The organism is Desulfurobacterium thermolithotrophum DSM 11699 (assembly GCF_000191045.1).
Taxonomy (GTDB): domain Bacteria; phylum Aquificota; class Aquificia; order Desulfurobacteriales; family Desulfurobacteriaceae; genus Desulfurobacterium; species Desulfurobacterium thermolithotrophum.
Genome location: NC_015185.1, coordinates 151,451 through 165,114 on the forward strand (window position 1 = coordinate 151,451; position 13,664 = coordinate 165,114).

The 13,664-nt window shown below is 37.8% G+C and carries 16 protein-coding genes, 2 tRNA genes and 1 pseudogene; 4 read left to right on the forward strand and 15 right to left on the reverse strand.

The window, feature by feature from the left end; translation table 11 throughout:
* Positions 1-17: 17 nt before the first annotated feature.
* The 8 genes and pseudogenes from rplK to DESTER_RS00830 all read right to left on the reverse strand — a co-directional run.
* A complete protein-coding gene (gene rplK, locus DESTER_RS00795) occupies positions 18-443 on the reverse strand; it encodes a 50S ribosomal protein L11 (RefSeq protein WP_013637774.1) in 426 nt (141 codons plus the stop codon).
* Between the two features lie 20 nt (positions 444-463).
* On the reverse strand, positions 464-1,201 hold the full coding sequence (gene nusG, locus DESTER_RS00800; RefSeq protein WP_013637775.1) for a transcription termination/antitermination protein NusG: 738 nt from the start codon (positions 1,199-1,201) through the stop codon (positions 464-466).
* A 13-nt stretch (positions 1,202-1,214) separates the two neighbouring features.
* Positions 1,215-1,397, reverse strand: a complete 183-nt coding sequence (secE, locus tag DESTER_RS00805) for a preprotein translocase subunit SecE (RefSeq protein ID WP_013637776.1) — start codon at positions 1,395-1,397, stop codon at positions 1,215-1,217.
* A 96-nt stretch (positions 1,398-1,493) separates the two neighbouring features.
* A tRNA-Trp gene (locus DESTER_RS00810) sits at positions 1,494-1,569 on the reverse strand.
* 26 nt (positions 1,570-1,595) lie between these two features.
* Positions 1,596-1,760, reverse strand: a complete 165-nt coding sequence (rpmG, locus tag DESTER_RS00815; protein WP_013637777.1) for a 50S ribosomal protein L33 — start codon at positions 1,758-1,760, stop codon at positions 1,596-1,598.
* A gap of 29 nt (positions 1,761-1,789) precedes the next feature.
* Positions 1,790-2,986: an elongation factor Tu gene (tuf, locus tag DESTER_RS00820; protein WP_013637778.1), complete on the reverse strand. Its 1,197-nt coding sequence runs from the start codon at positions 2,984-2,986 to the stop codon at positions 1,790-1,792.
* 183 nt (positions 2,987-3,169) lie between these two features.
* A tRNA-Thr gene (locus DESTER_RS00825) sits at positions 3,170-3,246 on the reverse strand.
* Between the two features lie 41 nt (positions 3,247-3,287).
* Positions 3,288-4,352 (reverse strand): annotated as a pseudogene (locus DESTER_RS00830) (IS481 family transposase); the annotation flags it as partial.
* 251 nt (positions 4,353-4,603) lie between these two features.
* On the opposite strand from DESTER_RS00830, the gene DESTER_RS00835 reads away from it, so the two are divergent.
* Positions 4,604-5,950: an alginate export family protein gene (locus tag DESTER_RS00835; RefSeq protein ID WP_013637779.1), complete on the forward strand. Its 1,347-nt coding sequence runs from the start codon at positions 4,604-4,606 to the stop codon at positions 5,948-5,950.
* Between the two features lie 112 nt (positions 5,951-6,062).
* Here the strand turns inward: DESTER_RS00835 and hpf are convergent, their stop codons facing one another.
* Positions 6,063-6,632 (reverse strand): ribosome hibernation-promoting factor, HPF/YfiA family, encoded by a 570-nt coding sequence (gene hpf / locus DESTER_RS00840; protein WP_013637780.1) that lies wholly within the window; start codon positions 6,630-6,632, stop codon positions 6,063-6,065.
* Positions 6,633-6,693: 61 nt separating this feature from the next.
* Here hpf and DESTER_RS00845 point away from each other — a divergent pair, with 61 nt between their 5' ends.
* Genes DESTER_RS00845 through DESTER_RS00855 form a run of 3 tightly spaced genes read left to right on the forward strand, consistent with a single transcriptional unit; the run spans position 6,694 to position 8,630 of the window.
* The gene (locus DESTER_RS00845; RefSeq protein ID WP_013637781.1) at positions 6,694-7,677 is read left to right on the forward strand and encodes a DUF814 domain-containing protein; all 984 of its coding nucleotides are present in this window, start codon (positions 6,694-6,696) and stop codon (positions 7,675-7,677) included.
* Between the two features lie 9 nt (positions 7,678-7,686).
* Positions 7,687-8,157 (forward strand): universal stress protein, encoded by a 471-nt coding sequence (locus tag DESTER_RS00850; RefSeq protein WP_013637782.1) that lies wholly within the window; start codon positions 7,687-7,689, stop codon positions 8,155-8,157.
* Positions 8,157-8,630 (forward strand): universal stress protein, encoded by a 474-nt coding sequence (locus DESTER_RS00855; protein ID WP_013637783.1) that lies wholly within the window; start codon positions 8,157-8,159, stop codon positions 8,628-8,630. The genes DESTER_RS00850 and DESTER_RS00855 overlap by 1 nt, the downstream gene beginning before the upstream one ends.
* A gap of 35 nt (positions 8,631-8,665) precedes the next feature.
* Here the strand turns inward: DESTER_RS00855 and DESTER_RS00860 are convergent, their stop codons facing one another.
* From DESTER_RS00860 to sucC, 6 genes are read right to left on the reverse strand one after another with little or no spacing between them, the layout of a single operon-like run.
* Positions 8,666-9,292: a 2-oxoacid:acceptor oxidoreductase family protein gene (locus DESTER_RS00860; protein ID WP_013637784.1), complete on the reverse strand. Its 627-nt coding sequence runs from the start codon at positions 9,290-9,292 to the stop codon at positions 8,666-8,668.
* On the reverse strand, positions 9,289-10,137 hold the full coding sequence (locus DESTER_RS00865; RefSeq protein WP_013637785.1) for a 2-oxoacid:ferredoxin oxidoreductase subunit beta: 849 nt from the start codon (positions 10,135-10,137) through the stop codon (positions 9,289-9,291). Before DESTER_RS00865 ends, DESTER_RS00860 begins: the two co-directional genes overlap by 4 nt.
* Positions 10,138-10,147: 10 nt before the next feature.
* Positions 10,148-11,290 carry a 2-oxoacid:acceptor oxidoreductase subunit alpha gene (locus tag DESTER_RS00870; protein ID WP_013637786.1) on the reverse strand — a complete coding sequence of 381 codons (1,143 nt, stop codon included), beginning with the start codon at positions 11,288-11,290 and terminating at the stop codon, positions 10,148-10,150.
* A gap of 10 nt (positions 11,291-11,300) precedes the next feature.
* The gene (locus tag DESTER_RS00875; RefSeq protein ID WP_013637787.1) at positions 11,301-11,528 is read right to left on the reverse strand and encodes a 4Fe-4S binding protein; all 228 of its coding nucleotides are present in this window, start codon (positions 11,526-11,528) and stop codon (positions 11,301-11,303) included.
* 14 nt (positions 11,529-11,542) lie between these two features.
* Positions 11,543-12,445: a succinate--CoA ligase subunit alpha gene (gene sucD, locus DESTER_RS00880; RefSeq protein WP_013637788.1), complete on the reverse strand. Its 903-nt coding sequence runs from the start codon at positions 12,443-12,445 to the stop codon at positions 11,543-11,545.
* 18 nt (positions 12,446-12,463) lie between these two features.
* Positions 12,464-13,633, reverse strand: coding sequence for an ADP-forming succinate--CoA ligase subunit beta (sucC, locus tag DESTER_RS00885; protein WP_013637789.1), 1,170 nt, complete (start codon positions 13,631-13,633; stop codon positions 12,464-12,466).
* Between the last annotated feature and the right edge of the window lie 31 nt (positions 13,634-13,664).

A 13,664-nucleotide genomic window follows, 5' to 3' on the forward strand; every position in this document is an offset into this window, starting at 1 on the left:
ATCGTTAAGTAGTTCAACTATTCAACTACTTTTACTCCCATGTTCTCAGCTGTTCCAGCTATGATTTTCATAGCTGACTCAATGTCATAGCAGTTAAGATCCTGCATCTTCTGTTCAGCTATTTGTCTTAACTGTTCCTTAGTAATCTGTCCAACCCATTCTTTCTTTGGTTGGTGAGCTCCCTTTTCTATACCTGCAGCTTTCTTAATAAGAACAGATGCAGGAGGTGTCTTGAGAACAAAAGTAAATGACCTGTCTGCATAGATGGTAATAACTACCGGAATAACGAGTCCTTTCTTATCAGCTGTAGCTGCGTTAAATGCCTTTACAAACTCCATGATGTTTACACCATGTTGTCCCAATGCTGGTCCAACAGGAGGTGCAGGAGTTGCCTCACCGGCAGGCAGCTGCAGCTTCACTTCAGCTACAACTTTTTTTGCCATTTCTTCCTCCGTTTAAGTCCTTAGCTTATTTTCTCAATCTGGTCAAACTCCAGCTCGACCGGAGTTTGTCTATCAAAAATGTTAACCAAAACTATAATCTTTTCACGCTCTGGGTCAATCTCTGAAATGCTACCTTCGAAGCCAATAAATGGTCCTTCTTTAATTTTTACCTTATCTCCAATATCAAACTTAAGTTTCTTGATTTTTGGAACTCCTTTTTTGAGTCTTTCTCTCATAGCTTGAATTTCTGCTTCTGGAACAACAACAGGTTTCCCCCCCGCACTTACAAATCCAAGTACTCTTGGAACACGTCTTATTGTACTTTGAACATTCTTATCAAGATCTGCTTTGATAAATATATATCCAGGATATAGTTTATCTCTTAATTCTATTTTTGCCTCTACTTTATTTTCTGGACATTTTATTTTTTGACCAATTTTTTCTATTGGTTTATCAGGAATACACTTTTTCTTTTCGCATTCGCAAGATTCTACCCATACTTTTCCGTCTTCTATTTTAAATACGACTTTTTTTCCTTCTTCTCCTTCTATTTCATGAATTCGAGGTTCACCTCTTAAAGGAATTTCCCCCTTTTCTTTTCCTGCTACTTTAAAAATAACTTTTTCTACCGCTGGAATAAATATTTCTTCTACTTTATTTTCTAGTCCTTCTTCTTTTAGAGCTTTAAGAATGTTAGCTTTAACTCTGTTTTCAAATCCAGACTGAACATGGAGTGAATACCACTTTTTCTCTTCCATTGAATCTACTCCCTTATTTCTCTATTATCAGTTTAAGTAGTTCGGAGAATACAAAATCTAAAGCCCAAAAGTAAACGGCAACAACTATGCAAAAAATAACAATACCAGCAGTTGCTTCTATGACCTCTTCTTTAGAAGGCCATGTTACTCTACTGAGCTCTTCCCTTACCTCTTTTAAAAATGTTATGGGTGACATATCTGCTCCGCTTTTTTATTTAGCGTCAAAAATTAAAATAAGTTTATTATAAAATTTTTGGGATTTTAATTAAAACGAAAAGATAAAAATAATAAATGGCAGGCCAGGAGGGACTCGAACCCCCAACCGCCGGATTTGGAGTCCGGAGCCCTGCCAATTGGGCTACTGGCCTACCAAAATTGCAGAGAACAATATAGTCTATTTTACCTCTTTGTGCAAGGTATGTTTATTGCACCATGGACAGTATTTCTTTAGCTCAAGTCTATCTGGAGTGTTTCTTTTGTTTTTAGTAGTAGAATAATTTCTTCTCTTACACTCTGTACATGCAAGCTGTATTATCTCGCGAGGTCCTTTTTTAGCCATTTCTATCTCCTCATTATTTTGTAATTTACTTAGTCAAGAATTTCCGTAACAACGCCAGCACCTACAGTTTTTCCACCTTCACGAATAGCAAATCTAAGCCCTTCTTCAATAGCTACTGGTTTTAGAAGTTCTACTTCAAATGTAACGTTATCTCCAGGCATTACCATCTCTACGCCTTCCGGAAGCTTTACCTTTCCTGTTACATCTGTTGTTCTAAAGTAAAACTGTGGCTGATATCCATTAAAAAATGGTGTGTGTCTTCCTCCTTCTTCCTTGGAGAGAATGTAAACTTCTGCCTTAAACTTCTTGTGTGGATTAATTGAGCCAGGCTTTGCTACTACCATTCCTCTCTCTACTTCGTCCTTTCCTACACCTCTTAAAAGAATTCCTACGTTGTCTCCTGGAAGTGCTTCGTCAAGTACTTTCCTAAACATCTCTATTCCTGTTGCTACTGTCTTGATTGGTTCTTCTCTTAGTCCTACTATCTCTACTTCTTCTCCTACTGTGAGCTTTCCTCTTTCTACTCTTCCTGTTACTACTGTTCCCCTACCAGAAATGGAGAATACGTCTTCTATTGGCATGAGGAATGGCTTGTCTACTTCTCTTACTGGCTCAGGTACATATTCATCTAATGCGTTTACTAATTCATAAATTGGCTGGCAGTCAGGACAGTCTGGAGATGTACATTCAAGAGCTTTAAGAGCTGATCCTTTAATTACTGGTACTTCGTCTCCTGGGAAGTCGTATTCGTTAAGTAGTTCTCTTACTTCAAGCTCAACGAGTTCAAGAAGTTCTTCGTCATCTACCATGTCTACTTTGTTTAAGAATACTACGATGTATGGAACGTTAACCTGTCTTGCAAGAAGAACGTGTTCTCTTGTTTGTGGCATTGGACCGTCTGCTGCTGATACAACAAGGATAGCTCCGTCCATCTGAGCAGCACCAGTAATCATGTTCTTGATGTAGTCTGCGTGTCCTGGGCAGTCTACGTGAGCGTAGTGGTACTTGTCAGATTCGTACTCAACGTGAGCAGTAGCGATTGTAATTCCTCTTTCTCTTTCTTCTGGAGCTTTGTCAATTTGGTCGTAGGCTACTTCTTGAGCCTTTCCTTGGAGAGCAAGACAGTGTGTGATTGCTGCTGTGAGAGTTGTTTTTCCGTGGTCAACGTGTCCGATTGTTCCCACGTTCTTGTGGGGTTTTGTCCTTTCAAACTTTTGCTTCGCCATAGCTATTCCTCCATAACTATTAAATAGTTAAATATTTTGTGAATTTTTAGGCAAAAATTTAACAACATCTAAACGGAAATTCAAGATACGTTAAGAGGAAGTTAAAGAAAACTTTAATTTTTTGTTTTTTTAACTACTTTTCACTATTTACAGTTCACTATTCACTCTTTATCGTATGAGCAATGGTGCCCACGGGCGGAGTCGAACCGCCGACCTCACCCTTACCAAGGGTGCGCTCTAACCTCCTGAGCCACGTGGGCAAATTTTTAGATGAAAAATATAGGATAAAAAAACTTACTTGCAAGAAGTTGTTCGAGTTCAATACATGGTGGACACCTTGATGACTTCTAATATAGTCCTCAAACTTCTCAGCGGGAGTCTTGTAATTTAAAGAGTGATGGGGTCTAAGAAAGTTGTAAATCTTTAAATACTCAAAAAGTTTTTTATTCATCTCATCAACAGTCGGTTCTGTTCCTTCTATCATCCATAGTTCACTTTCTGTCGTTTGAATAAACCTTTCTACATGCGCATTAGTCTTGGGAGATTTCGGATAACTAAAGTAGTGTTCTATCCCTTTTCTTTTAAGATATTCGTCTAACTCCCCTAAAAATTCGCTCCCGTTATCCGTTTGAACTTTCTCTATCTTGAAGGGAAGAAATTTTTCAAGTTCTTCAAAAAACCTTCTTCCGCTCCTGCTGCTTTTTGTAGAATAAACCTTGGCAAATGCTATTCGGGTGAACTTGTCTATTGCCGTGAACTGGTAAAAGGTTTTACCGCACCAGTAGAGGTATTTAACGTCCATGAGGATTGTTCCTGGTTTGTCTGCTCTTAGTCCTTTTCTGGTGCGGTTCTTTTTCCCTTTCTGTTTCTTCCTCTTGTAGGTACTTTTTAGTTTCCAGGTTCTTTCTATTAGTCCGTGTCTTTTGAGAACCCTGTAAACTGTAGAGGATGATATTTTTACATTTAGGTATCTTTCCATGAAGGCTGCTATCTTTTCTTTGCTCCAGGTTGGGAATTTTTCCCTTATTGTGACGATGATGTGTTCTATTTCTGGTTCTGTTTGGGGTTGTCTTACTTTATGAGGTCTTTTGTTTCTGTCTTGGAGTCCTTCTATCCCGTACTTGTCGTATCTTTTTTTCCACTTGTAGAAGGTTGTTGGACTGATGCCAAAGTATCTGCATGTTTTTCTGGCGTTGCCTGTTTTGTGGTAATACTCTATCCATTTGAGTCTCCTTTTAACATTTCTGTCTTTTGTTAGGTCAAGCTTCTTTTTTACTCTTCTTCCTTCTTTCAGGGTTTCTTTGAATGCTGTATTTGTGCTTGATATATGGAGGGATGTTCCTTTGAATCTTTTCAATTGTTTCATCGGTGGACACCTCCTTGTGGTATTCAAAGGTTATTGTAGGGTGTCCACCTTCTATCTGAACTTCAACAGAAGTTGCAAGTTTATATAAAATACTCTATATATAGCATGATATTATTTTAACTATTTTTGCAAATTTGCAAAATTTGAGCTTGGTAGAGCAGTTGGAAGACTTGACACTTTTTTAAAAAAGGTATTAAATTAGCTGGTGTAAAGTTAAAGTTTAGAAAAAATTTCATGGGGAGGTCCCGAAGATGAGAAAAGCACTAAAAGTAGCGACCTTAATGGGTCTCGCAGCAGCACTTATAGTACCTAGTACACCTTCAAAAGCTGCCGATGATATGGAAATGGGTAACACGAAGGTAACTATCGGCGGTGAGTTAAGAGAAAGAATTGAATGGTATGCAAACGATGTAGGAACAGGAGAGGGAAGAGACATTTATATTCCTATGAGAGCAAAGCTTAAACTTAAAGCTGAGCTCTCTGATGGTGTAAGTGCAGTATTTGTTCCAGAAGCAGCATTTAATGCTGGAAGCCATTTTCATGGAGTAGGAACAAATGGATTAGATCTAAATAAGGAAGTAGCTCAAGACTCTATTAACATCCATGAAGCTTACTTCCTTTTATCAAATCCATTTGGAATCAACAATGTAATTGTTAAAGCTGGTCGTCAGGAAGTTAACCTTGGAAACGAAAGACTTGTATCTTCTAACGATTGGTTCCAGGAAGATAGATCTCTTGATGGTATTTTACTTGGCTATGTAGCAGGTGATTACGGACTTGCTGGATTTTTCTATGGAAAGCTTGAGGATACAAAGGGTAAGGTAGGTACTGATAAAAATGGAGAGCCAATTTATGATATAGATCTCTATGTAGCCACATGGCAAGGTTCATTTAAGCCATTTGGATTTGGTGGAACTTACGAGTTAACAGATGTATATATTAATCCAACTGTTGCAAACTTTGATCTTAACACTATTTATGCAAGAGTAACTCCAGAAGTTGATGTTGAGTTTGGTAAAGTAAAAGCAAATGTTGAAGGCGCATGGCAAAGCGGTAATGCTGATCAAGTAGCAGTTGCTGGAGCTAACTTTAAGGGTTACATGTACAGCGTTGGAGCTGGTGCTGACCTTAACTATGCATGGAATCCAAGTGTATTTGTAGGATATGATGTATACTCTGGAGATGATGGAAAGGGAGATTTTAATGCTTTCCTTGCTCCAGTTCCAAACGTTGATAAGTTCTTAGGTGCTTACAACCAGTTTGATCAGTCTCTAGGAGCTTATTTAGGAATGTCAGATGCTAAGTTTGTAAAGGAAGGTATCAAAGATCTTTACTTTAAAGTTGGTGCTAATCCAACAGAAAAGATCGGACTTTCATTTGGTTATCACTACCTTAAGTCTGATAAAGACTTCTCAAATGGTGGAAACAACATAGGATGGGAAGTAGACCTTGGTGCTTTTTATGAGTACAGCAAGAACCTTTGCTTTGAGGCTGGATGGTCTCACCTTGATCCAGATAAGGACTATGCAAACGACTATCTAAATGGTGAAGATAAAGCTGGAGACTGGATCTATACTCAAGCTACAGTTAAGTTCTAACGAAGTAATTAAGATTGTCAATAAAAGGGAGGCTTCACGCCTCCCTTTTTTATTTTGGATAAGAGAAAATTTAGAGCTATAAAGAAGGGACTTCCATGAAAGGAAGTCCTTCTTACTTACAGGAAGGCATTTCTATTAGTCCTACGTTTCCATCTTTTCTTTTATATACAACTGCTGCATTCCCTGTTTCTACGTTACAGAAGACAACAAATTCTCTATTTGAACCTAAAAGTTTAATTACAGCATCTTCTACGGAAATAGGTTTGTAGAGCTCAGGTTCTACCTCAATTATTTCAACAGGCTTTTCTACAACTTCTTCCTCTACAAAGGTAATACTTCTTTTAAAAGAATTCTTTTGAGCATCTCTTTTAGCTTCAGTTACAACTTTGTCTTTTAGTCTTCTTAGCTGTTTTTCAGCTGCATCTACAACGTAGTCAATAGCAGTATAAAGATCGTCTGTCTCTTTCTTTATTCTGAGTGTATGGTCGAAAACGTGATATATAACGATTTCTACAGAAGCACGATACTTTTCTTTTTTTACAACTATATCAGCAGAGATTTCTCTTTCTTCATCATCTCCAAGATATTTTTCAAGTTTCTTGAACTTTTCCTCCAACGTGTTTTTTATAGCTCCTGTTAAATCAATACCGTCGCCTGTTAGATGTAGTTTTAGGGTTGCCATCCCTTCCTCCTTTTTCTCTTGTCTCTTATCTTTAAATTAAACCAAAATAGGGGTTGTGTCTATGGAAAGAAAAAAAGTTTATCTGCTTTTCTCAGGAGGACTTGATAGTATTATTGCGGCAAAACTCTTGAAAGATTTAGGATTTGAAGTTATAGGAGTTCATATTACATCTCCCTTTTTTCAAAAAAACTTAGAAGATTTAAAAAACTTAGCTAAAGAGCTTGGAATAAACTTAGAATTTATAGAAGCGGGAGATGATTACCTTGAAATGTTGAAAAATCCCGTTTATGGATATGGAAAGAACATAAACCCTTGTATTGACTGCAAAGCTTACATGCTAAGAAAGATTAAAGAGTTAGCTAAGGGTAATATTATTGCTACAGGAGAAGTTCTTGGACAAAGGCCTATGTCTCAACATTTAGATGCTTTTAGAAAGATAGAAAAGCTTTCAGGATTAAAAGGAAAAGTTCTAAGACCTTTATCTGCCAAGTTACTTCCTCAAACAGTTTATGAAGAAGAAGGAATAGTAAAAAAAGAAGAACTTTTGGATTTGAAGGGACGTTCAAGAAAGAGGTATCCCGAAATCTTAGAAAAACTAAAGATAAACCTTGAAAATCTTCCAACTCCTGCAGGAGGATGTCTCTTAACAGAACCTATTTACGCAAAGAAAGTAAAGGATTTGATGGCACATGATGAATTAACATGGGAAAATGTGAAACTTTTAAAAATAGGAAGACATTTTAGAATTGGAGACTGTAAGCTTATTATTGGTAGAAATAGAGAAGAAAATAGGTTCTTACGAAAACATAAAAAAGAAGAAGACTGCGTTTTATGGACTCCTTCTATTCCTGGTCCAACTGCTCTTTTAAGGTGTAAAAAAACGCCCGAATCTTCCTTTCTTAAGATAGCAGCAGAAATTGTTGCAAGGTATTCTGATGCGAAAGATAGACCAAGTGTTGAAGTAGCGGTTGAAAAAAATGATAAACTAATAGATAGATTAACTGTAAAACCAAACTTTAATACGGAAGAGTTTTCTATCCGTTAGGGGGGAGAAATGCCGTTATTTGAAAAAATTCTTTATTCAACAGACTTTTCTCCACTTGCAGAGTATGCTCTTGATTATGTTAGAAAGCTAAAAAATGCTGGAACGAAAGAAGTAATAGTTGTTCATGTAGTTGATGATGTATCAATTGAGCTTCCAGAGGGAGCAGATCTTATTAAAGAGAAAGAACTTTTTAAGATTCTTCCGGACCTTGATCAGGAGTACGTAACTACATTACTTCAAAAACTTGAAACTATTAAAAATAAGTTAGAAAGGGAAGGTCTATCTGCTAAAATCTATCTTAAGTACGGAAACGTTTCTAAGCAAATAGTAAACATAGCAGAAAGCGAAAAAGTCAGATTAATTATTATGGGAGCTCACGGTAAAGGTTTACTTACGGAGATACTTTTAGGAAGTGTGTCAACCGATGTAATAAGAAATGCAAAATGTCCAGTTTTAATTATTAAAAAGGAGGAGGGATAATGCTATTTCAGAAAATTCTTTATCCAATAGATTTAGAAGAAGCAAGTTTAGAGGTTAAACCTTATATATTCAAGTTAAAAAATGCAGGTTGTATGGAAGTACATCTTTTATATGTTATGCTTCACTCTGAATGGGGATTAATTTCAAAGGAAAATTATAATTCTGAGGAGAAGATAGAAGCTCTAAAAGCCTCTTTAAGTGAAGGCTACGTAGATGGTCTAAAGAGGAGATTTTTAAAACTAAAAGAAATTGCTAAAGAATTTGAAGAAAAAGGAATAAAAACGGTTATTTCTTTAATTCCGGGAGAACTTGAGGAAGTTATAGCTTCTTATGCTGAAGAAAATGATATAAAGCTCATAGCCTTGGGAATTTCTGCTGAATCCCTTTCTTTCTTCAATGTTGGTGAGATTTTGGGTATTATAAAAGCTTCAACTAAACCTATTTTAATAGTCAAAAGTAAGAAAAAAGAATAAAGGATTAAGAAAAAAAGGGGGATTTTTCCCCCTTTTTATGCTTTTTGAAGAGCAGCTTTTCCTAATTTTACTCCTTCCATAAAGGCTTTCTTATTAAGTTCAACAAATCTTGAAGGAACGTTTTTCTCAATTGCTCTAAGGAAACTTTCTTCAGAGATTAGAGATTTTCCATCAAAGTGGAGAGAGCTTGCAACCTGGAAAACTCCAAGAGCTAAAATGTTCATTACTTGTCTTTTCCCAAGAACTTCTGTTGCTGTTCTTGCAATAGGAGCGGAAACAATTCTATACATGTTGCAATCAGCATTACACTGAACGAGGTCTTCATCAACTATGACGAGACCTCCAGGCTTTACATTTACAAGAATATCTGCATCCTGCTCGCCACACTCTGGATCAAACTTTACAGGGTTTCTTTTAACCATATCGTCGTAAGCTTCCTGGGATTGAATGATCACAGCATCGAGGTTAATAGTTTTAGGAAAGTCTATAGGCTCAGTAGAAATAACTACATCTCCCAAGGAAACACCGCTTCTCATTGCAGCGCCGTATGTAGCTGTTTGAGTTGCATTTAGCCCTTCTTCTGCTGCAGCATTTGCAAGAACTACAGCAGCAAGAATAGAACCCTGTCCTGCTGATCCTATAACTCTAACCTCGTATCTCATTTTTGACCTCCAGATAGCGCTTTGACCTGATTCCAGTAAACTTCTGTGTATTCTGGTCTTGAAGTGTCATGGTAGAGTACACCTCTTGGTATCTTTCCTGCTCTTTTTTCTTCAGGGAGTTTTTCCCAAGCCTTTACAGGAAGAGTATTTTCCTTGAACCAGAAGTACATTTCCTCAATAGACATTCTGTTCTTTCTTCCGTAGATAATCGTACATGGAGAAAGAACTTCAATGAGAGAGAAACCTTTGTGCTTAATTCCATCAGCTATGAGTTTTGCTAATTCTGTTGCGTGGTAGGCTGTTCCCCTTGCCACGTAGGTGGCTCCTGCAGCAATTGCCATTTTTGCAATATCAAAGTTAGGTTCATAGTTACCGTAAGGAGTTGTAGTTGCATAAGAACCTTTAGGAGTTGTAGGAGAAACCTGTCCACCTGTCATACCGTAAATCCAATTATTAATAAGAACAAGTGTTATATCAATGTTCCTTCTTGCAGCGTGGATAAAGTGGTTTCCTCCAATGGCAAGGGAATCACCGTCTCCTGAAAAGACTATTGTTGTAAGTTCAGGTTTATAGAGCTTTAATCCTGTTGCTGCTGTTAGAGCTCTACCGTGTGTTGTATGGAGGGTAAATCCATCAAAGTATCCTGGGGTTCTAGAAGAACAACCGATACCGGAAACCATTGCTACTTTATCATTAGGAATTCCAAGTTCATGAAGAGCCATACATGTAGCTCTAAACGCTTGACCAATACCACAACCAGGACACCAGATAGTTGGCATTTTGTTAAGTCTTAGATATTTAAAGTAAGGCTTTTTTTCTACTATTTTTTCCATAGGAATATTCATTTTTTACCTCCTACTTAGCGATTTCCTCTAACTTTTCAAGGATTTCGTGAGGATAGATAACATGTCCATTAGCTCTATTCATTCTAAAGACTTCACATTCTCCTTTCGCACACCTTTCAACTTCAAGGACATACTGTCCCATGTTTAGTTCTGGAACTAAGATTGCTTTTACATGTTTTGCAAGTTTGTTGAGAGTCTCCTCTGGAGATGGCCAAATTGTAATAGGTCTAAATAGTCCTGCTTTTATTCCTTTCTCTCTTGCAAGTTGAACAGCTGTTCTTGCAGATCTTGCAGTAGTTCCAAAAGCAACAATTGCGATTTCTGCATCGTCAAGCATATATTCTTCGTTCTTTTCCATTTCAGGTTGGCATCTTTTTACTTTTCTTATGAGTCTTTCAATTAACTCTTGACACATTTCAGGGTTTGTTGTTGGGAAACCTGTATAGTCATGATGAAGACCTGTAGCGTGTCCTCTGTAGCCTGGTGTTCCATAATCTGCTATTGCAGGAACATCATCTTCAAGAGCTTTATATGGAAGGTATTCTTCAGGTGGGACTGCTGGTTGCTTTCTTTTCCAAACTTCTATCTTATCAGGAGTGAATCTGTCTACGTCAACTGTTTCTCTCATGTGTCCAAGAACTTCGTCAAGTAAGAGAACTACAGGTGTTCTTAATTTTTCTGCCCAGTTGAAAGCTCTGATGGTTTCTTCCATGATTTCTTGAACATTTCCAGGATAAAAGACTGGAATAAGCTTGTCTCCGTGTGTTCCCCAAAGAGATTGCATAATTTCTTGCTGACCAATTTGAGTTGGAAGACCTGTAGATGGACCACCTCTTTGAACGTTAACAATAACGCAAGGAGCTTCTACCATAAAAGCAAGTCCTATGTTCTCTTGCTTTAGAGAAAAACCAGGACCGGAAGTAGCTGTCATTGCTTTTGCTCCAGCCATAGAAGCACCAACAACTGCTCCCATTGCAGCAATTTCATCTTCCATCTGAATAAAAGTACCGTTATTTTTTGGGAGGAGTTCAGACATTTTTTCAGCAATCTCAGAAGATGGAGTGATTGGATAACCTGCATAAAAATCACAACCTACAAGGATTGCAGCTTCCGCACAGGCATGGTTCCCGTACTTTAATTCCAATTTCGCCATTTTTTCCTCCTTAAGCGCTTTGAATTTCTTCATATTCTTCTGGAGTGAAGACGTAAATGCAGAAATCTGGACAAATCATTTCACATTGCTTACAGCCAATGCACTTTTCAGGAGCAACTACTTTCATTACAGCTTTTACCTTATCAAGCTCAAGAACTTTTGTAGGACAAACAGCTGCACATATGTTACATCCTTTGCACCATTCTTCTTTAACTACAACCACTGCTTTTGCTGCCATTTTTTCCTCCTTACTTAGATTAAGCCTCTTTCTTTTAAAGCTTTCTCTACAGTCTCTCCAATTACTGCAGGGGTTTCGCAGACATAAGCTCCTGCAGCCCTTAGAGCGTCCATTTTACTCTTAGCATCTCCCTTACCACCAGAAATAATAGCACCAGCGTGTCCCATCCTTCTTCCAGGAGGTGCAGTTACACCAGCGATGTATGCAATTACAGGTTTTTCAACATTTTCTTTTATGTACTCAGCAGCTTCTTCTTCCATTGTTCCACCAATTTCTCCAATAAGAACAATTGCATCGGTTTCAGGATCGTTATTAAACATTTCGATAGCTTCTTTGTGAGTTGTTCCTGGAACTGGGTCTCCACCAATTCCAATAACTGTTGACTGACCTATTCCCCTTTGAGTTAGCTGGTATGCAGCCTCGTAAGTTAAAGTTCCACTACGAGAAACAATACCTACTTTTCCTTTTTTGAAAATATGTCCAGGCATAATTCCCATTTTACACTCTTCTGGAGTAATAACACCTGGACAGTTTGGTCCTACGTATCTTACGCCTGTTCCTTCTAAAGCTCTCTTAACTTTCACCATGTCATTTACAGGAATTCCTTCTGTAATACAGATGATGATCTTTATTCCTGCATCAGCTGCTTCCATAATTGCATCTGCAGCAAAAGCTGGAGGAACAAAAATTAAAGATGCATTAGCTCCTGTTTCTTTTACAGCTTCTTCTACTGTGTTGAAGACTGGAACCTTATGTCTCTTTTCATCGTCTTCCCAAATCATTCCACCTTTACCAGGCGTAACACCTGCAACAACTTGTGTTCCATAATCAAGACACTGCTTAGCATGGAATGAACCTTCTTTTCCTGTAAGTCCCTGAACAACTACTTTCGTATCTTTATTTATAAGTACGCTCATTTCTATCCTCCCCTTATTTTATAGTTTACCTTTGGCAGCTTTTACAGCTTTTTGTGCACCGTCAGCCATGTCTTTTGCTGGAATGATGTTTAAACCACTTTCTTCAAGCATTTTTCTACCAAGTTCAACGTTTGTTCCTTCAAGTCTTACGATGAGAGGTCTATCGAGTTCAACCTGCTTTGCAGCTTCAATAATTCCTCCTGCAATCCTATCGCACCTTACGATTCCACCGAAGATGTTTACAAAAATTGCCTTAACGTTTGGATCGGAAAGAAGGAGCTTAAATGCTGCTGCTACTCTTTCAACTGTTGCAGTACCACCAACGTCTAAGAAGTTTGCAGGTTCTCCGCCGTAGTACTTGATTGTATCCATAGTAGCCATTGCAAGACCTGCACCGTTAACCATACAACCGATGTTTCCATCAAGCTTAACGTAGTTGAGATCCCACTTTTTAGCTTCAAGCTCAAGAGGATCGATTTGAGTTGTATCTTCAAGCTCTTGTATGTCTTTATGCCTAAAGAGTGCATTGTCGTCAAAGTCAATTTTTGCATCAAGACATATAAACTCTCCCTCTTTTGTCTGAACAAGCGGGTTAATTTCAATTAATGATGCGTCAAGTTCAAAGTACATTTTGCTTAAAGTCATTGCTATCTTTACAAACTGGGAAAGAAGATTCTTGTCTGTAATTCCAACCTTATAAGCGATTTTCCTTGCCTGATATGGAAGAAGACCAATTGCAGGATCAATGTGTTCTTTAATAATGAGCTCTGGATTTGTTTTTGCTATTTCTTCAATTTCCATTCCACCAGCAGCAGAAACCATTAAAACAGGTCTTGAAACTTCTCTATCAAGAGTAAGACCTACGTAAAATTCTTTGTCTATATTTACTCCGGCTTCAACTAATACACAATTTATTGGAAGACCTTCTGGATTTTGATAAGTTCTAAGGCGGTTGCCTATCATTTCGGAAGCAATTTTTCCAGCTTCCTCTGGAGACTTTGCAAGTTTGACTCCTCCAGCCTTTCCTCTTCCTCCAGCGTGGACCTGAGCTTTTACAACAACTACAGGTGTTCCTAATTCTTTAGCAGCTTCTTCAGCTTCTTGAGCGTTGTAAACAACTATTCCATTAGGAACAGGTAGTTTATACTTTTTGAAAATTTCTTTTGCCTGATATTCGTGTATCTTCATTCTTTTCCTCCCGCCTTTGAATTGACAATTA